18 protein-coding genes are annotated in these 18,865 nt (G+C 73.2%); 9 read left to right on the top strand and 9 right to left on the bottom strand.

The annotated features are described in order from the left end of the window. Positions 1–33 precede the first annotated feature (33 nt). Positions 34–702 (bottom strand): YceI family protein, encoded by a 669-nt coding sequence (locus IR158_RS10685; protein WP_291812778.1) that lies wholly within the window; start codon positions 700–702, stop codon positions 34–36. Between the two features lie 193 nt (positions 703–895). On the opposite strand from IR158_RS10685, the gene IR158_RS10680 reads away from it, so the two are divergent. Then, the gene (locus tag IR158_RS10680) at positions 896–2,167 is read left to right on the top strand and encodes a DUF4143 domain-containing protein (RefSeq protein WP_291812776.1); all 1,272 of its coding nucleotides are present in this window, start codon (positions 896–898) and stop codon (positions 2,165–2,167) included. 41 nt (positions 2,168–2,208) lie between these two features. Here IR158_RS10680 and IR158_RS10675 read toward each other — a convergent pair whose 3' ends face one another. Further along, a complete protein-coding gene (locus IR158_RS10675) occupies positions 2,209–2,697 on the bottom strand; it encodes a GNAT family N-acetyltransferase (RefSeq protein WP_291812774.1) in 489 nt (162 codons plus the stop codon). Between the two features lie 185 nt (positions 2,698–2,882). Here IR158_RS10675 and IR158_RS10670 point away from each other — a divergent pair, with 185 nt between their 5' ends. Continuing rightward, complete coding sequence (locus IR158_RS10670) at positions 2,883–4,361, top strand: hypothetical protein (protein WP_291812773.1); 1,479 nt, start codon at positions 2,883–2,885, stop codon at positions 4,359–4,361. Between the two features lie 129 nt (positions 4,362–4,490). On the opposite strand, the gene IR158_RS10665 is transcribed toward IR158_RS10670, so the two are convergent. Then, the gene (locus IR158_RS10665; protein ID WP_291812771.1) at positions 4,491–5,270 is read right to left on the bottom strand and encodes an alpha/beta hydrolase; all 780 of its coding nucleotides are present in this window, start codon (positions 5,268–5,270) and stop codon (positions 4,491–4,493) included. Further along, positions 5,267–6,793 carry an alpha-L-arabinofuranosidase C-terminal domain-containing protein gene (locus tag IR158_RS10660; protein ID WP_291812769.1) on the bottom strand — a complete coding sequence of 509 codons (1,527 nt, stop codon included), beginning with the start codon at positions 6,791–6,793 and terminating at the stop codon, positions 5,267–5,269. Before IR158_RS10660 ends, IR158_RS10665 begins: the two co-directional genes overlap by 4 nt. 200 nt (positions 6,794–6,993) lie before the next feature. On the opposite strand from IR158_RS10660, the gene IR158_RS10655 reads away from it, so the two are divergent. Next, positions 6,994–7,995, top strand: coding sequence for a LacI family DNA-binding transcriptional regulator (locus IR158_RS10655; protein ID WP_291812767.1), 1,002 nt, complete (start codon positions 6,994–6,996; stop codon positions 7,993–7,995). Positions 7,996–8,025: 30 nt separating this feature from the next. Here IR158_RS10655 and IR158_RS10650 read toward each other — a convergent pair whose 3' ends face one another. After that, positions 8,026–8,469, bottom strand: coding sequence for a hypothetical protein (locus tag IR158_RS10650; RefSeq protein ID WP_291812765.1), 444 nt, complete (start codon positions 8,467–8,469; stop codon positions 8,026–8,028). 146 nt (positions 8,470–8,615) lie between these two features. Then, positions 8,616–10,046, bottom strand: a complete 1,431-nt coding sequence (locus IR158_RS10645; RefSeq protein WP_291812763.1) for an endo-1,4-beta-xylanase — start codon at positions 10,044–10,046, stop codon at positions 8,616–8,618. Between the two features lie 417 nt (positions 10,047–10,463). On the opposite strand from IR158_RS10645, the gene IR158_RS10640 reads away from it, so the two are divergent. After that, a complete protein-coding gene (locus IR158_RS10640; RefSeq protein WP_291812761.1) occupies positions 10,464–11,000 on the top strand; it encodes a GNAT family N-acetyltransferase in 537 nt (178 codons plus the stop codon). A gap of 66 nt (positions 11,001–11,066) precedes the next feature. Here IR158_RS10640 and IR158_RS10635 read toward each other — a convergent pair whose 3' ends face one another. Next, positions 11,067–11,909, bottom strand: a complete 843-nt coding sequence (locus tag IR158_RS10635) for an SMP-30/gluconolactonase/LRE family protein (protein ID WP_291812760.1) — start codon at positions 11,907–11,909, stop codon at positions 11,067–11,069. A gap of 156 nt (positions 11,910–12,065) precedes the next feature. Here IR158_RS10635 and IR158_RS10630 point away from each other — a divergent pair, with 156 nt between their 5' ends. From IR158_RS10630 to IR158_RS10615, 4 genes are all read left to right on the top strand, one after another. Beyond that, complete coding sequence (locus tag IR158_RS10630; RefSeq protein WP_291812757.1) at positions 12,066–13,790, top strand: GMC family oxidoreductase; 1,725 nt, start codon at positions 12,066–12,068, stop codon at positions 13,788–13,790. A 46-nt stretch (positions 13,791–13,836) separates the two neighbouring features. Then, positions 13,837–14,970, top strand: a complete 1,134-nt coding sequence (locus IR158_RS10625) for an endo-1,4-beta-xylanase (RefSeq protein WP_291812755.1) — start codon at positions 13,837–13,839, stop codon at positions 14,968–14,970. 109 nt (positions 14,971–15,079) lie between these two features. Then, positions 15,080–15,373 carry a GNAT family N-acetyltransferase gene (locus tag IR158_RS10620; RefSeq protein WP_291812753.1) on the top strand — a complete coding sequence of 98 codons (294 nt, stop codon included), beginning with the start codon at positions 15,080–15,082 and terminating at the stop codon, positions 15,371–15,373. A 37-nt stretch (positions 15,374–15,410) separates the two neighbouring features. Beyond that, positions 15,411–16,274 (top strand): PHP domain-containing protein, encoded by an 864-nt coding sequence (locus IR158_RS10615; protein ID WP_291812751.1) that lies wholly within the window; start codon positions 15,411–15,413, stop codon positions 16,272–16,274. A gap of 16 nt (positions 16,275–16,290) precedes the next feature. Here the strand turns inward: IR158_RS10615 and IR158_RS10610 are convergent, their stop codons facing one another. Both IR158_RS10610 and IR158_RS10605 read right to left on the bottom strand, forming a co-directional pair. Next, positions 16,291–16,701: a hypothetical protein gene (locus IR158_RS10610; RefSeq protein WP_291812748.1), complete on the bottom strand. Its 411-nt coding sequence runs from the start codon at positions 16,699–16,701 to the stop codon at positions 16,291–16,293. A gap of 120 nt (positions 16,702–16,821) precedes the next feature. Beyond that, a complete protein-coding gene (locus IR158_RS10605; protein WP_291813350.1) occupies positions 16,822–17,406 on the bottom strand; it encodes a DinB family protein in 585 nt (194 codons plus the stop codon). A 175-nt stretch (positions 17,407–17,581) separates the two neighbouring features. On the opposite strand from IR158_RS10605, the gene IR158_RS10600 reads away from it, so the two are divergent. Then, complete coding sequence (locus tag IR158_RS10600; RefSeq protein WP_291812746.1) at positions 17,582–18,859, top strand: ABC transporter substrate-binding protein; 1,278 nt, start codon at positions 17,582–17,584, stop codon at positions 18,857–18,859. The last annotated feature ends 6 nt before the right edge of the window (positions 18,860–18,865 follow it).

The raw sequence follows: 18,865 nt of genomic DNA, 5'->3' as shown, positions 1-18,865 counted from the left end.
TCCACCGTCGGACCGTGCCCGGACCTCGTGCCCTCAGGACGCCGTCAGGCGCAGGTCGAACTCGACGGCCCCGGTGTCCTCCACGGTGACGAACCCGAGCGAGGGCGCCTCGATGCCGAAGTCCGCGAACGCGACCGGCACCGACCCCACCACCTGCACGGTGTCACCCGAGGCCGCGACCTGCGCGTCGACGGTGACCTGCTGGGTCACGTCGCGGATCGTCAGGTCCCCGGTCAGCTGCACGTCCGTCGCACCGTCGCCCAGGTCGGCGGGCTCGGTGAGCGTGAACGTCGCGGTCGGGAAGTCGCGCACCTGGACGGCCTGGTCGCGGAAGTACGTGTCGCGCGGCGGCTGGTCGGTCGCGATGCTCGCCATGTCGACCTCGATCTCGCCGGCCGTGAGGCTGCCGTCCTCGACCGTGACCGTGCCCGTCACCTGCTCGGTGCGTCCGGTGACCGTCACGTCCTGGCCCCGCAGGACCTCCTCGAGGCGGTACCCGGCGAAGGAGCCGTCGGTGACGGTCCACGTGCCGTCCGTCGCCTGGACCGGGTCCGCGGCCGCGCTCGCCTCGAGCGTCGGTGCCGCGTCGGCCCGGCTGTTGCCCCAGTCGGCGTACAGGCCCGGTCCGACGACCGCGGCCACCACCCCGAGCACGACGACCCCCGCGCCGACCCCTGCCCACACCTTCGTCCGCTGCTGCATCGTCCTGCCCCTCTCGGCTGCCGGCGGCCCCTCGGGACCCGTCATGGAGGAGACGAGAGGGAGGGGCGGATGGTTCAACCGCTGACCGGCGGGCAGCGGCGTGGTCCGAATGCCTGGTCCAGACCTGTCCAGATGCATGATAGCCAGGCGTCCAGATGCCTGATTGCGCGCCATCCAGATGTTAGTTTGACGCATGGCCTACCGGCGACGCGTCATCGACGACACCCTCGACGAGCTCTTCGGGGACCTGGCGGCGATCGCTCTCGAGGGAGCCAAGGGCGTGGGCAAGACGGCCACCGCGACGCAGCGCGCGGTGACGACCTTCACCCTGACCGACCCGCGGATGCGAGAGGTGCTCGAGGCCGATCCCGGGATCGTGACGTCGTCGCCGACGCCCGTGCTCGTCGACGAGTGGCAGCTCGTTCCTCCGGTGTGGGACCGCGTCCGGCACGCCGTGGACGACGACCCCGCGGGGGGACGGTTCCTCCTGACCGGGTCGGCGGGGCCCGCGCCTGGCGTCCGGCTCCACTCCGGAGCGGGTCGCATCGTGAGCCTGCCCATGCGTCCGCTCGCCATGAGCGAACGGGAGCTGGTCGAGCCCACCGTGTCCCTCCGCGCCCTGCTGGCCGGAGCGGCCGGCACCGTCGGCGGTCGCAGCGACGTCGACCTGGCGACCTACACCGAGGAGATCCTCCGCTCCGGCTTCCCGGGCATCCGGGACCTGCCGGCGCGAGCGCGGCAGGTGCAGCTCGACAGCTACCTCGCACGGATCGTGGAACGCGAGCTCCCGGAGGCCGGGGTCGCGGTGCGTCGTCCACGCGCCCTGCGCGCGTGGCTGGCTGCGTACGGCGCCGCCACGGCGACCGACGCCGCATGGTCGACGATCCGAGATGCCGCGACCGCCGGTGACGTCGACAAGCCCGCGCGGCAGACCGTCGACGTCTACCGGGAGCACCTGGAGCGCATCTTCGTGCTCGACCCGCTGCCCGCCTGGGCCCCGACCTTCGCGCCGCTCAACCGGCTGACACGCACCCCCAAGCACCACCTCGTCGATCCCGCGCTCGCCGCTCGGCTCGTGGGCGTGGGTGCGCCGGCCCTGCTCCGCGGGGAGGGGACCAGGGTCACCGCACGGCCGGGTTCGTGGTTGGGGGCACTGTTCGAGTCGCTGGTCACGCAGAGCGTGCGCGTGTACGCCACCGCCGCCGGTGCGCAGGTGGGGCACCTCCGGACCAAGAACACCGACCGCGAGGTCGACCTCGTCGTCGAGGCGGCCGATCGGCGGGTCGTCGCGATCGAGGTGAAGCTCGCCGCCACGGTCGGTGACGACGACGTCCGGCATCTGCGCTGGCTCGGTGCACAGCTCGGCGACCGGCTGGCCGACCGGGTCGTCGTCACGACCGGGCCGTACGCCTACCGTCGGCCCGACGGGATCGCGGTCGTCCCGCTCGCGCTCCTGGGACCGTGAGACCGGCCTGACGCCCTGCAGCTCGTCCGCAGGTGCACGGGTCAGTCCGCGGGGCGCTGCATCAGCACCACCTCGAACCCCGGGCGGTCGGTGACGCCGACCGGCTCGAAGCCCCACGACCGGTACACGTCGTCCAGGTGCGGGTTGGACGCGCGGTGGTCGAGCCGCAGCCACGTCACACCCGCGGCGCGCGCCCGCTCCCCGGCCCACTCGACGAGCGACCGGCCCAGCCCGGTGCCCGACGCCCGGCGGTCGACCATCAGCCCGTGCACGTACAGCGCGGGGGCGTCGTCGTCACCCCAGTACTCGGGGTCGGTGCCGACCACGCGGACACTGCCGAGCAGCCCCTCGTCGTCGCGGACCACCCACCACTGCCCGTCGGCCACCTGCGCCGCGATGCGCTCGGCCGGCACGGACCCGGCGGGCCACTGGTCGATGCCGCGCGCGGCCATCCAGTCCTCGAGCGAGCGCCGCAGCGCGTGGATCGCCGGCGCGTCGGCGGCGGTGGCCTGCTGGGGGTCGACGTCCACGGCAGCCGACGGTACCGGTGCGGCGGGCCGAGCGCCGCGCCGGTGTTGGCGCGCGTCCGCGCCGCTGCGGCAGCGCATGTGATGTAGGTCACATTGAAGTCCCGTCCGCGCTCCTCCGTGCCGGTCCACAATCAGCGGCAAACCCCCACGGGCCGCCGCCCGTCCGACCCCACGGCAGCGAGGCCATGAACAGCATCGACGGTCAGAGCCTGCTCTTCGGGTTCAGCTCCAGCGCCAACCTGATGGACGAGTTCGCGGTCAACCGCGATGTGGTGGAGTCCGCCGCCGCGCGCGGGCTGGCGGAGGACCGGCCCAACGAGCGCGCACGGATCGCCGTCCTCGCGGGACGTCCCGAGCACGCCCTCGAGCTGCTCCCCGACGTGGACCGCGCGGTCGGCGACTCCGCCGAGCTGACGTGGCGCGACGTCGTCGCGCTGGCCGCTTGGGCCGCCCAGGGGGACCTCGAGGCGCTCGGCGCCCTCCACCGCGCGGGCCAGGGCCTGCAGGGGTCGCCGGCCACGACGCACGCCTACCTGCTGGCCCGGGCCGCCGAGCAGTGCGGCCAGGACGAGCTGGCGGACAGCGTGTGGCGCGCGCTGCTGGAGACCGCCCCGAAGACCCAGGTGCTGCAGCGGCGAGTGGCGGTCGCCGACGTGCTCGCCCGCTCCAGGAAGGACGCGGCCGAGGCGACCCGGCCCATCGGCGCGGCCGCCCGGCTGCTCACCGACACGGTCCCGCGCCCGGAGGACGGCACCGCGCCCACGCTGGACGTCGTCCGACGCCTCGAGGAGCGCGGCGACCCCGCCGGCGCCCGCCTGGTGCTCGAGGCGCTGGCGACGATGCGTCCCGTGGCCACGGCGGTCGCCACGCTCCGCGACGAGCGCGCGACGCAGCCGTCCTGGTGGCGCGAGCGTGTCCCCGGTGTCGCGGCGGCGGTCCTCGCCACGGCCGTCGCCGTCACCGCGGGCCTGGGCCTCTTGCCCCCGTGGACGCCGGCCGTCGCCGCGGTGGTCGCGCTGGGCGTGTGGCGCTGGTGGCGCCTGCCCGAAGGCACGGGCCTGTCGGCGACGGACGCGGGCGTCCTGCGCCACATCCGACGCTGGTTGCCCGACGTGCCCGACGAGCGGTCGGCGAAGACGCGCAGGGCCGGCGCGGCCGTGACCGGCGGCGCCATCGGCTTCGTCGTCGCGATCACGCTGGCCGGGGTCGTCACGGAGGGCCTCATGGGGGACCTGTACGCCACGGAGCCCGCGCGCGTCGACGCCGTCACGTGGCCGCTGGTGATCCTGCTGACCGTGCTGTGCGCCGCGGGCGGGCAGCGCCTGCTGCGGCCGGCCGTGCGTCGCGCCGCGCAGGCGTACGTCGACCAGCAGCGCGCGACGAGCGAGATGCGGTCCTGCACGTGCCTGCAGACCGTCGGCATGCGCAGCCTCGAGGCGGAGAGCTACCTCGAGCACCACCTCCAGGACGCCGACCCCGAGGTCGCTGCCTTCACGCCCACCATCACGGACGGCACCGCCTCCCTCCACCAGTGCCCCGTGTCGCGCACGCCGTGGCTGCTGGTGCGCGCCACGGGCCGTCAGGCACTGCTGCTGCGAGGCACCTTGCTGCGCACCAAGGCGGAGCCCGCCGCGGAGACGGTGGAGACCGGCGGCTACCTCTGACACCAGGGGCCGGTGGTCGCCAGGGAGGCGTCGGGGTGCCGCTCGCTGGTCGTGGCCGGCCCGGTCGCGGACCTGGAAGCCACGACCGCGCGGTGGTTCGCCGGGCAGTGAGTTCGTAGCCGCCCGGGCTCAGCCGTCGTGCTCCGCGAGGAACGCGTCGACGGCCGCGTGGTAGGCGTCCGGCTGGTCGCGGCGCACGCAGTGCCCTGCCCCGGGGACGACGACCGTGCGCACCAGCGGGTTGTCGAAACCGTCGGGTCGCGGTGCCATGGGTGCGTCCTCCGGCAGGACGAGCAGCGTCGGCACCTGCAGCGCGCCGAACGCCTCCTCCCAGGCCGCGTCGCCCAGGAAGAGCCCGAGCCGCAGGTACTCCTGGTCGACGTCCGCCCGGGTGGCCGCCCACGCCTCGATCTCGGTGTCGCTCCACGGCGTCTCGCGGCGCATGCGCGCGATCTCGGCCTCGCGGTCCGCGATGACGACGTGCGTCTGGCCGAGCAGCATCGCCGAGAACCCCGGGTCCGGCGTGTGCGCACCGGTCGGCCTGGCGGGGTCCTCGACCACCAGGGCCCGCACCCGCTCCGGGCGCGCGAGCGTCGCGCGCAGCGCCAGCAGCCCGCCGAGCGAGTGCCCGACGAGGGCCACGGGCTCCGGCTGGGCGTCCAGCAGCGCGACGACGTCGGCCAGCATGACCTCGGGCGCCTGCGGGAGCTGCTCGGGCGTGAAGCGCGGGGACGAGCCGTGCCCGCGCAGGTCGGGTGCGAGGACGTCGTACCGGTCACCCCAGCGCGCGAGGAGGTCGGGCCACGTGGTCCCCGAGTCCGTCACGCCGTGGAGCAGGACGACCGTGGGGGCGTCGGGGTTGCCGGAGCGGTGGACGGCCAGCTCGCCCGTCGCCTCGGGGGCGCTCACAGACCCAGCTCCAGACGGACGGTGGTGTACGACCGGGCGGGCAGGTCGACCTCGAGGCCGAGGGCGTGGCGCCGGACGCCGTCGTGCACGACGGGTGCGACCGCGTCGGGATGGTCGGGACTGTTGTGGGTCTGGATCGTCGGCGCCGTCAGGACGCGGGCGTCGAACCCGGTCACGGCCGCGCCGCGCAGGTCGAGCACGACCGACGTCGGCGCGTCGGCGTCGAGGTTCGACAGCGACACCAGTGCCGTGCCGTCCTTGGTCGACGCCGACATCGACAGCATCGGCACGGCCTTGCCCTCGACCTCGCGCGTGGGCACCTCACCCTTGACGTGGACCGCGAGCGAGGACGCGTCGTGGTGGCCGGTGTTCATCTCGAACACGTGGTACGTCGGCGTCAGGACCAGCGCGCCCGAGTCGGGGTCCGTGAGGATCATCGCCTGCAGCACGTTGACGGTCTGCGCGATGTTCGCCATGGAGATGCGGTGCGCGTACCGGTGGAAGGTGTCGAAGTGCGTGCTCGCGACGAGCGCGTCACGCAACGTGTTCTGCTGGTACAGGAACCCGGGGTTGGTCCCCTCCTCGACGTCCCACCAGGTGCCCCACTCGTCGACGACGAGGCCGATGCGGTGCTCCGGGTCGTAGGCATCCATCACGTTGGAGTGCCCGCGGACGAGCTCCTCCATCTTGTGGGCGCGGCGCATGGTGACGTACCAGTCGTCGGTGTCGAACGCCGTCGCGTGACCCTTCACGCTCCAGTCGCCCGACATCGTGTAGTAGTGCATCGAGATGCCCTGGAAGAAGCCGCGCGGGTCGCAGCCGCAGCCCAGCTTCTGCGAGACCTTCATGAGCGCCTCGGTCCACGCGTAGTCGTCCGCGTTGGCGCCGGCGGCGATCTTGTAGACCGCGTTGCCGCCGTGGTTGCGCACGTACGTCGCGTACTGGCGGGCCAGGTCGGCGTAGTGCTCGGCCGACATGTTGCCGCCGCAGCCCCACGGCTCGTTGCCGATCCCGAAGAACGGCAGCCGCCACGGTTCGTCGCGGCCGTTGGCGCGGCGCAGGTCGGCCATGGGCGAGTCGTCGGAGCGCGTCAGGTACTCGACCCACTCGCTCATCTCCCGGACGGTGCCGGACCCGACGTTGCCGTTGACGTACGGCTCGGCGCCGAGCATCTCGCACAGGTCCATGAACTCGTGCGTGCCGAAGGAGTTGTCCTCGACGACGTCGCCCCAGTGGGAGTTGACCATCCGGGGCCGCTGGTCGCGCGGCCCGATGCCGTCGCGCCAGTGGTAGTCGTCGGCGAAGCAGCCGCCCGGCCAGCGCAGGTTCGGGATCTTGAGCCCGCGCAGCGCCTCGACGACGTCGCTGCGGATGCCACGCACGTTCGGGACCTCGGAGTCCTCGCCGACCCAGAAGCCGCCGTAGATGCAGCGGCCCAGGTGCTCGGCGAAGTGGCCGTACACGTGGCGGCTGATCGTGGGCCCGGGGAGGTCGAGGTTGATGACGGCGGTCAGGGAAGACACGGAGGTCCCTTCGGTGATCGGTGCCGGGCGTCAGCGCTGACGCTCCTACAGGCGGGACGCCGATGTGCGAGGTCTCCACCCTCGTCGTCGAGGGTGTGTTTATCGTTACACGCGGCGCACCCCGACCTTCGGGCAGGATTTCCGAAATGTCAAGGACTCAGTCCGTGCCGCTGGGGCGCCCGCGTCAGTACGGTATCGACATGCCCACACTCAAGGACGTCGCCAAGGCGTCCGGCGTCTCGGTCATGACGGTGTCCAACGTCGTCAACGGCCGGCCCCGCGTCAGCGAGGCGACGCGCCAGCGGGTGCTCGCGGCGGTCGACGAGCTGGGCTACCAGGTCAACCTCACCGCCCGGAGCCTGCGGGCCGGGCGCAGCGGCACGATCGCGCTGTCCATCCCGCGGGTGGACCACCCCTACTTCGCCGAGCTGGCCGCCGCCGTCACCGACGCGCTGCTGCCCAGCGGCCGGCACCTCGTGGTCGAGCAGACGGGCGCCAGCCGCGAGGGCGAGCTGAGCGCGCTCTCACAGGCGCGGCTCCAGATGTACGACGGCGTCCTGCTGTCCGTCGTCGGCCTCAAGGACTCCGAGGTCGCGCGCCTCAACGGCGACATGCCGCTGGTGCTGCTGGGCGAGAAGCCGATGCCCACCGCGCGCGACCACGTCCAGCTCGGCAACTTCGAGGGCGCCCAGCTCGCCACGTCGTACCTCATCCAGCGGGGGGCGCGGCGCATCGCCATCGTCGGCGGCACGCTCGACGCCGACCACACCGGCATGGTCGGCACGCGCACCGGCGGGTGGCGCGCCGCCCACGCCGCGGCCGGGCTGGACGCCGACGTGCGCCTCGTCCTGCCGCCCGCGCACTTCGCCATGGCCGAGAGCCGCGAGATGATCCGCAACGCCATCAAGGGCGGACTGCTGGTCGACGCGGTCTTCGCCGTGACCGACCAGGTCGCCATCGGGGTCATGGCCGGCCTGCACGACTGCGGCCTGCGCGTCCCGCACGACGTGCAGGTGGTCGGCTTCGACGACCTGGACGTCAGCGAGCACCTGGTGCCCGGCCTCACCACCGTGGACCCGCGCGTGGACCTCGTGGTCGCCGAGTCCCTGCGGCTCCTGGAGCGGCGCATGGCGGGCGAGGAGTCCGACGCGGAGCACCTGGTCATGCCCGTGCGGCTCGTGGTCCGCGGCACGACGCGCTGACCCCGGCCCCCGGGGCGGCGCGTCCTGGGGTCAGGAGCAGTAGTCGCAGTTGCCCATGGCGGCGAGCGTCATGTGGCACGTCGGGCACACGGGCGCGACGCGCTCCGGCTCGGCGGACGACTTGCGGGGCTTGGCCGCCGGCGCGCTCCGCTGCGGGGCCCGCTTCGCGCGCACCGGCGCCGCCACCGGCCCGCCGCCGGGCTGCGTGACGTCGAAGCCGCGCTTGCGCATGATCGCCGCCGCGCTCGCCAGGCTCCCGGCGAGGTCGTCCGACGTCGCCAGACGTCCCGTCGCGAAGCGGTGCGCGACGCCCACGACCGCGGGGAGGTCGTACACCTTGCCCTCGTGGGTCAGCGTCCACTCGCCCTGCGGCGCGAAGCCGTACACCGCGAGGAAGTCCTCGCCGCCACGGCGGTCGTACTCCTCGATCGCCTGGAGGACATGCTGACGCGCTACGGAGGAGAAGGTGGCCACGTTCACGAGCCTACGTCGCCTGCCGTACGCCGAACGCCGGGCGGGGCACGCGGAAAGTGTTCCGCTCGCCACTCCCGGGCATGACAGCGGGCGCGGTCCCGGGGGGGGCCGCGCCCGCTGCGTGCGTGGAGCCGGTGCTCAGCCGATCACGAGGCCGAGCAGCTCACGGTGGGCCACGTCCAGTTGCCGCCGTGCTGGACGGTGAACCCGAACGAGGCCGTCTGGCCGTTGGCCAGCGCCCCGCCGCCGGCCGGGCGCATGACCATGACGTTGGAGGACGGCCACGTGGGCGACGCGTTCCAGGTGGCGATGATCCGCTGCGGCGAGCGAACCGTGACCGTGGAGGTCCAGCTGCTGATGTTGCCGTTGGCACGGATCGTCACGACGCCGTTGAAGCGGTCGTTCCACTTCTCGCCCTCGGAGTACGTGGCCGTGCAGCTGCCGCCGCCGGTGGGCGGGGGCGTCGTCGGGCTGGCCGTCGGCTGCTGCGTGGGCTGCTGCGTCGGCTGCTGCGTCGGCTGCGGGCCCGCCTGACCACCGGGGGTCGCGGTCGTGCCGCCGGCGTTGAGGGCGTCGAGGGTGTAGTTGTACGCGGCCTTCTTGTTGGCGTTGCCGTCGAAGAGCAGCGGGGTGTCCGACGCGCGCCAGGAGTCGGTGTCCTTGACGCCCCACACGGTGATGCCGGTGCAGCGGGCCACGGACAGGCACGCCTGGACGATGCCGCGGAACTGCTCGCCCTGGGAGTTGCCCGAGCCCTGGATGTCCAGCTCGGTGATCTGGACGTCGACACCCAGTGCGGCGAAGTTGCCGAGGGTGGTGTGGTAGTTCGAGGGGACCGGGTTGCCGGAGTTGAAGTGCGCCTGGAAGCCGACGCAGTCGATCGGGACGCCACGCGACTTGAAGTCGCGCACCATGTTGTAGACCGCCTGGGTCTTGGCGTGGGACCAGTTGTCGGTGTTGTAGTCGTTGTAGCAAAGCTTGGCGCCCGGGTCCGCGGCGCGGGCGGCACGGAACGCGGCCTCGATCCAGTCGTTGCCGGTGCCCTGCAGGTTCGAGCTGCGCCGCGCGCCGGAGCTGCCGTCCGCGAACGCCTCGTTGACGACGTCCCAGCTGTGGATCTTGCCGCGGTAGTACGTGGCGACACCGGTGACGTGCTCGAGCATCGCGGTGCGCAGCGAGGACCCGGACATGTTCTGCATCCAGCCGGGCTGCTGGGAGTGCCACGCCAGCGCGTGCCCACGGACCTGCTTGCCGTTCTGGCGGGCCCAGTTGACGATGCGGTCGCCCGAGGACCAGTTGAACTGGCCGCGGTTGGGCTGCATCGCGTCCATCTTCATCTCGTTCTCGGCCGTGATCATGTTGAACTCACGGTTCACGACGTTCATCGTGGTGGAGTTGTTCAGGTAGTGCGCGGCCATCGCGGTACCGAAGTACCGGTTGGTCTCGGCGGCGGCCGCCTGCAGCGTGCTGCCCGCCGCCTGAGCGGGGACCGCGAGCGTGATGGCGAGCGCGGCGGCGGAGAGGCCGCCGACGGCGGCGAGGCGTCCGCGGCGGTGCCTCTGTCGTGGGGTCGTCATTGATCCCGTCTCCTCTGGGTCGGTGACCGGCGTCGGCCGGGGACGCAACGTCCCTCTCGCCCACCAGGGCCGTCAAGGGACAAATGGGACACTGATACTTTCGGGGACGGTTCGAATCGATATGACACTCTCGCGGATGACGTCGACGCAGGTCGTGTCGTTAAACCTCCCATCAATTGATCGAGACCCGACGCCCCGGTGGCAACCGTTCTCTAGCGCCCGATCGAAACTATCGGACCCGAGGGTCGTCCACGCGACCGGCACAGCCCTGAGGTGAACCCGCCCGACCGCGCACAGTGGTCGCACACGTGACCACTTCCGGGCCCTGGGCGTACCGATGTGACCACTTCTGTGCCGGGGGCCGCGCCTGGCCATGCGCGCGACGCTGTGTGGGGCGTGGGGACGTAGGGTGCCCGGATGGTCCCGGAACGTCACACCGCACGCCTGCTCCTGCGCCCGTGGCAGGACTCCGACCTGCAGCCGTTCGCCGAGATGAACGCCGACCCCGAGGTCATGGAGCACTTCCCGTCCCCGCTGACCCGTGCGGAGAGCGACGCGCTCGCCACCCGCGCGCGGGCGCACGTCGAGGAGCACGGCTGGGGGCTGTGGGCGCTGGAGGTCGACGGACGGTTCGCCGGCTTCACCGGGCTCGCGCGGCCGGGCTGGAACCCCGAGCTGGTCGAGGTCGGCTGGCGGCTGCCCCGCTGGGCGTGGGGCCACGGGTACGCCACGGAGGCGGCGCGCGAGGCGCTGGCCGTGGGCTTCGACGAGCTCGTGCTGGCGGAGATCGTGTCGTTCACCGCCGTGGCCAACGAGCGGTCGCGGGCCGTCATGCGTCGACTCGGCATGACCCACGACCCCGCGGACGACTTCGACTACCCGACGATCCCCGAGGGCCACCCGCTGCGCCGCACCGTGCTCTACCGGATCCGCGCGCCGCGGGAGAGCCGGTAGGTCGCCCGGAGCACGACCCGGGCCATAGGGATGGACCAGCCGATCAGCGGCTCGGCCGTCCCGCGCTCACCCGCCGAACGGCAGCACCGGCCGGCCCGGCACCTCGACCCGCACGCGGAACAGCGCGCCCGCCTCGGGCTCGGGGTCCTCGAGGTGCTCGCGCGACGTCGTGATGTACAGCTCCCGCAGGTCCGGGCCGCCGAGCGTGCAGGCCGTCGTGAGGCGCACGGGCACCTCGACCTCCGCGAGCACCTCGCCCGACGGCGAGACGCAGCGGACGCGACCGTCGCCGTTGAGCGCGACCCACACGTTCCCCGCCGAGTCGACCGTGAGCCCGTCGGGGCTCTCGCCGTCCCGGGCGAGGAACGGCCGCCGGTTCGTCAGACGCCGGTCGACCACGTCGAAGACGTCGGTCCGGCCGGTGGCCGTGTCGTCGTAGTAGGCGCGCGTGCCGTCGGGCGAGAAGTCGAGGCCGTTGGAGATGGTCGCGTCGTCGATCACGACCTCGACGTCCCCGGCGGGCGTGATCCGGTACAGCTTCGCTCCCCCGGGCCGCGCCTCGTACGCCATCGACCCCGCGTACAGGACGCCCCACGGGTCGCACCCGGCCTCGTTCAGGCGCACGCCCGGGTCGGACCACAGCTCCGGCTGCGGCGTCGGTGCGCCGTCCGGCGACTCGGCGAGCCCGATGCCGCGCTCGAGCCCCACGACGTAGCCGCCCCGCGAGCGCGGCCGCACGAACGCCGCGACGTCCCCCACGTGGAGGCGCCCCACCGAGCCGTCCTCGTCGAGCGTCAGCAGGTCACCCGCGAGCATGTCGACCCAGCGCAGGCCGCCCCACGTCGGTGACCAGCACGGACCCTCACCGTGGTAGGCGACGGCGTCGGTGACCTGCTCTGCTCTCAGCACGGGCGCTCCTCCTCGGGTGGGTACCCCGAGCCTTCCCGCCGGAGCGCCGCGCCGCACGCCGACGCGCGGGTGCGGCCGGTCACGGATGCGCGCCACGTCGCCGCGCGCGACGGCTATCGTCGGCCTCCCCACCTGCGACGACGCCTGGAGGTGAGCGTGCCCGAGCCGGCCGCCCCGCACGTCGTCGTCGTCGGCTCCGGGTTCGGCGGGTCCGTCGCAGCCCTGCGGCTCTCGGAGAAGGGCTACCGCGTGACCGTCGTCGAGGCGGGTCGCCGGTTCACCCCCCAGACGTTGCCACGCACGTCGTGGGACGTGCGGCGTTTCCTGTGGGCGCCGCGCCTGGGCTGCCGTGGCATCCAGCGCATCCACGTGCTGCCCGACGTCGTCCTGCTGGCCGGCGCCGGGGTCGGCGGCGGCTCGCTCGTGTACGCCAACACGCTGTACCGGCCGGAGTCCGACGACTTCTACCGCGACCCGCAGTGGGCGTCGCTCACGGACTGGCGCGACGAGCTGGCGCCGCACTACGACCAGGCGCAGCGCATGCTCGGCGTGGTCGAGAACCCCACGGTGACACCGGCGGACGACGTCGTGCGCGCGGTCGCCCGTGACCTCGGCGTGGCGGACACGTTCCGGCTCGCACCGGTCGGTGTCGTCTTCGGGACGCCGGGCGAGCCCGTGGCGGACCCGTTCTTCGGGGGTGCCGGGCCGGAACGCCGCGGGTGCCTGGAGTGCGGCGAGTGCATGACCGGCTGCCGGCACGGCGCGAAGAACACGCTGGAGACCAACTACCTGTGGCTCGCCGAGCGGTCCGGTGCGCGGATCGTCCCCGACACCACGGTCACCGCCCTGGCCCCCCGGCCCGACGGACGGTGGGACGTCGTGACGGTCCCGACGGGCCGACGCCGGCCGCGCACCACCCTGCTCGCCGACCAGGTCGTCCTCGCCGCCGGAGCCTGGGGCACGCAGGAGCTGCTGCACCGGCTCAAGGCCGACGGCACGCTGCCGGGGCTGTCCGACAGGCTCGGGCACCTGACGCGGACCAACTCCGAGGCGCTCGGCGGCGCGGCCCGTCGCCCGCGCGCGCCGGGCCCGCGCGTCAACAGCGGGGTCGCGATCACGTCGTCGGTGTGGCTCGACGAGCGCACGCACATCGAGCCCGTGCGCTACGGCCACGGCTCGAACCTCATGGGGCTGCTGGGCACGGTGCTCACCGACGGCGGCGGGCGCGTGCCGCGCTGGGTCCGCTGGCTGGGGCAGGTGGTGCGGCACCCCCGGCACGCGGTGTCGGTGCTGGCCGGGCTGCGGACGTGGTCGGACCGCTCCGTCATCGGACTCGTCATGCAGACCGGCGGCGCGTCGCTCACCGTGCGGCCGCGCCGGACGTGGACGGGCCGGTGGCGCCTGACGTCGACGCGCGGTGACGGCGAGCCGAACCCGACGTGGCTGCCCCAGGCCAACGCGGCGTACCGCAGCATGGCCCGCCACCTCGACGGCATCCCCATGAGCACGCTGGGCGAGGTCGCCGACGTGCCGATGACGGCCCACTTCCTGGGTGGGTGCACGATCGGCGCCGACCCGGCCACCGGCGTGGTCGACGCCTACCACCGGGTGTTCGGGTACCCGGGCCTGCACGTCGTGGACGGGTCGACGATCTCCGCGAACCTCGGTGTCAACCCCTCGCTCACCATCACCGCGCAGGCGGAGCGCGCGTGCGCGATGTGGCCGAACGCCGGCGACCCGGACCCGCGGCCGACGGCCGGTGAGCCGTACCGGCAGGTGCCGCCCGTCCCGCCACGGCACCCGGCGGTCCCCGCGCACGCGCGTGCGGCGCTTCCGCTGACGGTCGTGCGGCGCGGACGGCCGCCCGAGTCCCACGGCTGAGCGGTCCCGCCCCCCGGCCGACGCGCAGCCCGTACGATCCGGCGTCATGAGAGCAACGAGGCTCGTCCGGAACGGGGCCGTGCTGAGCGCCGCCGCCGCGCTCGCCCTGGCCGGCTGCACGTCAGCCGGCGACCCGTCCCCCACACCGACCCCCACGCCCGCCGCCGCACCCGACGTCGCGCTGCGGGACCTGCCCCGCGCGGGCCTGGCGATCGGTGTCGCGGTCGCCGGTGGTGGGCACCACGCCGCGGCCGGCTACCCGGACCCGTTCGGCGAGGACGACGCCTACCGCGCAGTCATCGCCGAGCAGTTCTCGTCCGTGACGCACGAGAACCAGCTGAAGTGGGAGTTCCTGCGGCCCACGCGCGAGGAGTTCCGGTTCGAGGGCGCCGACGCGGTGATCGACTTCGCGCAGGAGAACGGTCAGCAGGTCCGCGGCCACACCCTGCTGTGGCACTCGCAGAACCCGCGCTGGCTCACCAGCGGCACGTTCACGGACGAGGAGCTGCGCGCGCTGCTGCAGGAGCACATCGCCACGGTCGTCGGACGCTACAAGGGCCGGATCGTGCACTGGGACGTCGCCAACGAGATCTTCGACGACTCCGGCGTGCTGCGCACCGAGGAGAACCCGTTCCTCGCGCGCTTCGGCACCGCGATCGTCGCCGACGCGCTGCGCTGGGCGCACGAGGCCGATCCCGAGGCCGTCCTGTACCTCAACGACTTCAACGTCGAGTCCGTCGGGGCCAAGTCCGACGCGTACCTCGCGCTCGCGACCGAGCTGCTCGCGGCCGGCGCGCCGCTGCACGGGTTCGGCGTCCAGGGCCACCTGTCGACGCAGTACCCGTTCCCCGGTGACCTCGAGACCAACCTGCGGCGCTTCACCGACCTGGGCCTGGAGGTCGCCATCACCGAGCTCGACGTCCGCGTCCCCGTCGACGCCGCGGGCACTGCCGAGCCGGACGAGGTCGAGAAGCAGGTCGAGTACTACGGCCGCGCCGTCGACGCGTGCGTCGCCGTCGAGCGCTGCACCTCCCTGACGCTGTGGGGCGTGACGGACCGCTACTCGTGGGTCCCGGGCTTCTTCCCCGGCGAGGGCTCCGCGATGGTCCTGGACGAGGAGCTCGCCGTGAAGCCCGCGTTCACCGCCGTGGCCGACGCCCTGCGGGGGTCCGACGCCTGATCACCCCGTGGCCCCGGAGCGACGCGTCGCTCCCACGGGCACGCGCAGGAGCGTGCGACGTACGCTCGGGGGACGGCCAGGCCCCCGGGCCCGACGAGAGGGGTGACCCATGGCGCACGCACCCGACGCACCCGTCGTCGAGCACGACGAGCCCGGACGCCGGTACGTCCTGCGGATCGGCGACGACGAGGTCGGCGAGCTGACGTACTCGACCGGGGCCGACAGGGTCGTGCTCGAGCACACGGTCGTCGACGAGTCCCGGCAGGAGAAGGGCCTGGGGTCGCAGCTCGTGGGGTACGCGCTCGACGACGTGCGGGCCGCCGGGCGGCGCGTCGTCCCGCAGTGCCCGTTCGTCCGCGCCTACGTCGAGCGGAACCCGCAGTACGCGGACCTCGTCGACTGACGGGCACCGATCGTGACGCAGGGCTCGTGACGTGGGCATGACCTTGCCGGCCGACAGCCACGTGCACAGCGAGTGGTCCTGGGACACGGGCGGGCCCGCCTCCGCCGCGGCCGGGCGCATGCGGGCCACGTGCGCGCAGGCGGTGCGGATCGGGCTCGAGGCGATCTACTTCACCGAGCACCTCGACGTCCCCGGCACGTGGCACGCGGAGCCGGAGGACCTGATGCCGCACCAGCAGCACCTCCTGAACGGTGCGGGCACGGTCGACTTCGCGCCGTTCGACGCGGCCGGCTACCTCGACGCGGTCGATCGCGTGCGCCACGAGTTCCCCGACCTGCGCATCCACACCGGGCTCGAGCTCGGGCAGCCGCACCTCGTCGGCCGCCAGGCGGCACAGCTCGTGGACCTCGGCCTCATCGACCGCGTGCTCGGTTCCCTGCACACGCTGGACCTGGGCGACGGGCCCGCCGAGCCCCACACCCTGTACCGCGACCACGCCCCCGCCGAGGTCATGGACGCCTACCTCGCGCAGATCCCCGTCATGGTCGCCGGCTCCGAGGTCTTCGAGGTCGTCGCCCACATCGACTACGCGGTCCGGACGTGGCCCGCCCCGAGCGCCGGGCCGTTCGACCAACGCCGGTTCGAGGAGGGCTTCCGGTCGGCGCTGCGGTCGATCGCCCAGGGCGGCCGGGCGCTGGAGATGAACACGCGGCGGCTCTGGCCGTGGATCCCGCAGTGGTGGGCCGACGAGGGCGGCGCCGCCGTCAGCTTCGGCAGCGACGCCCACACGCCGGACGCCGTCGCCTCCCACTTCCCCGAGGCGACCGCGATGCTCGAGCACGTCGGCTTCCGGCCGGGGAGGACGCCGGCAGAGCTCTGGCGCCGGGTCCACGTCCTGTGACCAGTGGGGCGTCGGCTCAGTAGCGGCCGTTGACGTTCGCCGTGCTCCTGCTCCACCCGTTCGAGGCGCTGACCTTGGCGAAGATCTCGTCGCCGCCCTCCGGGTCCTCGTTGAGCGTGCCGTGCCACACGAGTGCCTCCATGGCGAAGTTGGTGCCGACGGCGGTGGTGGAGAGCGAGACACCGAGGTCGTCGTTGAAGACGGGGTCGTCCCCGATCAGCCGCATGCCCACGGTCGTCGTCGGTCCGGCGTCGTGCACGTGGCCCCTGACGATCACGATGTAGTAACCCGCGTGGAATGGCGACGGGGTGATGGAGAGCTCGGCGTAGGAGCTGGCGGCTGCGGCGGGCACTGCCGAGAGGACGGCGGTGGAACCGGCCAGGGCGACGACCGTCGCGGCGGCGGCGAGCCTGTGTCGTCGATGCATGAGGACCTCCTCGGACGGGTGGCCGCCTCGTCGCGGCCTACGAGGAGGAGCGCACGCAGGACCGGGGAGATACCTGGCCGGGTGGGCGACCTGGGCGACGGTCGCGTGCCACCGGCGGGCTCAGCGGCCGGAGGCCTCCCGCGCCGCCTGCTCGATGCGGACGGTGTGCGCGGCCCACTCGGCGGGGCTGCGGCTCGACACGTTCGGGTCGTCGGCGACCAGCCCCGCGCGCCCGTCGAGCTGCTCGCGCAGGACGTCGGCGTGCCCCGCGTGCCGCGCGACCTCAACCAGCAGGTGCACGAGGACCTGGTGCAGGGTCACGCGCCGACGCTCGCCCCACCACGGGACGTCACCGACCGCGTCGACGGGCAGCGCATCGACCGTGGCGTCGGAGTGCTCCGCCGAGTGCTCCCACAGGTCGAGCACCGACGCGCGGCTCTCGTCCGCCGGGACCCACAGGTCGGCGTCCGGCTCCGCGTCGTCGGCGAACCAGGGCAGCTCACGCGGGCTCGGGCGGCCGAAGACCTCGCCGAGGTAGCCGACCTGGACGCTCGCGACGTGCTTGACCAGGCCGAGCAGGTTCGTCCCGGTCCCCGTCAGCGGGCGGCGCACGTCGTACTCGTCCAGCCCGTCGAGCTTGCCGACCAGCCCGTCGCGCTGACCGCGCAGGTACCGGTGCAGCGTGGTCTTGGCGTCGGCGTCCATGAGGTCCACGGTCCCACCGGGGTCCGACACCGGCAGGGACGTCCCACCGGTCACCGGCCGGCCCACGGCGCCGTCACGTGAGCCTCCGGCCGTCCGTCGACGAGCGCCCCCGGCCGGTCGGCGCCATGCTGGACCCGCACGTTCCGTGGGACGACGACGACCGACGGGAGCAGGCATGGCGTCACAGGCATCGCTGATGTCGGCGGGGCTGAGCCGCCGCGGGTTCCTCCGTGGCGTCGGGGTCGCCGGTGCCGGGCTCGCGCTCGCGTCCTGCGCGCGGCCCTCGTCCGCGTCGGGGACGACCGAGATCGTCTTCCACCAGTCGAAGCCCGAGGTCATCGACTACTTCGACGACCTCATCGAGCAGTTCCACCAGTCGCAGTCCCGGGTCCGGGTGCGGCACGACGCCACGTCGAACCTGGCCGGGACGTTCGTGCGGGAGTCCCCGCCGGACATCGGCTGCCTCAACTACAACTTCGAGGTCTCGCGGTACGTGGAGCGGGGGGCGCTCAGCGACCTCGGTGACATGCCGGAGGCCGGCCGCGTGCTCGACGAGCTGCAGCCGCTGATCGAGGTCACGGCGAGCTACCCCGAGCGCACCAGCGTGATCCCGTACTCCCTGATGGCGGCGGCCGTCCTCTACAACCGGGAGATGTTCGCCGGCCTGGGGCTCACCCCGCCGACGACGTGGGACGAGCTGGTCGCCGTGTGCGAGGCGTTCACCGAGGCGGGGATCACGCCGGTCTACAGCACGTTCAAGGACCCGTGGACGATCGCGCAGGGCCCGTTCGACTACACGGTCGGCGGCATGCTCGACACCACTGACCTCTTCAGCCGCCTCAAGGCGCAGGGTGCCGACGACGGGCCGGTCACGTTCGCCGACGAGCTGCTCGAGCCGGTCCAGCGGATGCAGGAGCTGCTCGCCTACACGAACGACGACGCCGCGAGCCGCGGGTACGGCGACGGCAACCTCGCGTTCGCGAACGGTGAGGCGGCCATGTACCTGCAGGGACCCTGGGCCATCGGGGAGATCGCGAAGACCAACCCCGACCTCGACGTCGGTGCGTTCCCGCTGCCGGTGACGAACGACCCCGGGGACCGCAAGGTGCGGGTCAACGTCGACCTCGCGCTGTGGATCCCGGAGGGGTCCACCAAGAAGGAGGCGGCACGCGAGTTCCTGTCGTTCCTCATGCAGCCGGAGATCATCGACGCCTACAACGCGCACGCCCTGGGCTTCGGCGTCACGCAGGACGCGGCCCCGGTGACGGACCCGACGCTCGTCGAGCTGAGGGAGTACTACGACCGCGCCGACTTCTACCTGGGCGCGTCCCAGCTGGTCCCGCAGTCGATCCCGCTGCAGAACTACACGCAGTCGCTCGCGTCGGGGGCGGACCCGCGGCCCGTCCTGCGCACGCTCGACGCCGACTGGCAGCGGCTGGCCTTCCGGTCCTGACACCCA

The sequence above is a fragment of the Cellulomonas sp. genome (assembly GCF_015234515.1).
GTDB lineage: Bacteria > Actinomycetota > Actinomycetes > Actinomycetales > Cellulomonadaceae > Cellulomonas.
Note: the sequence above shows the minus strand (reverse complement) of the source record. Positions and strands in the feature narration are given on the sequence as shown.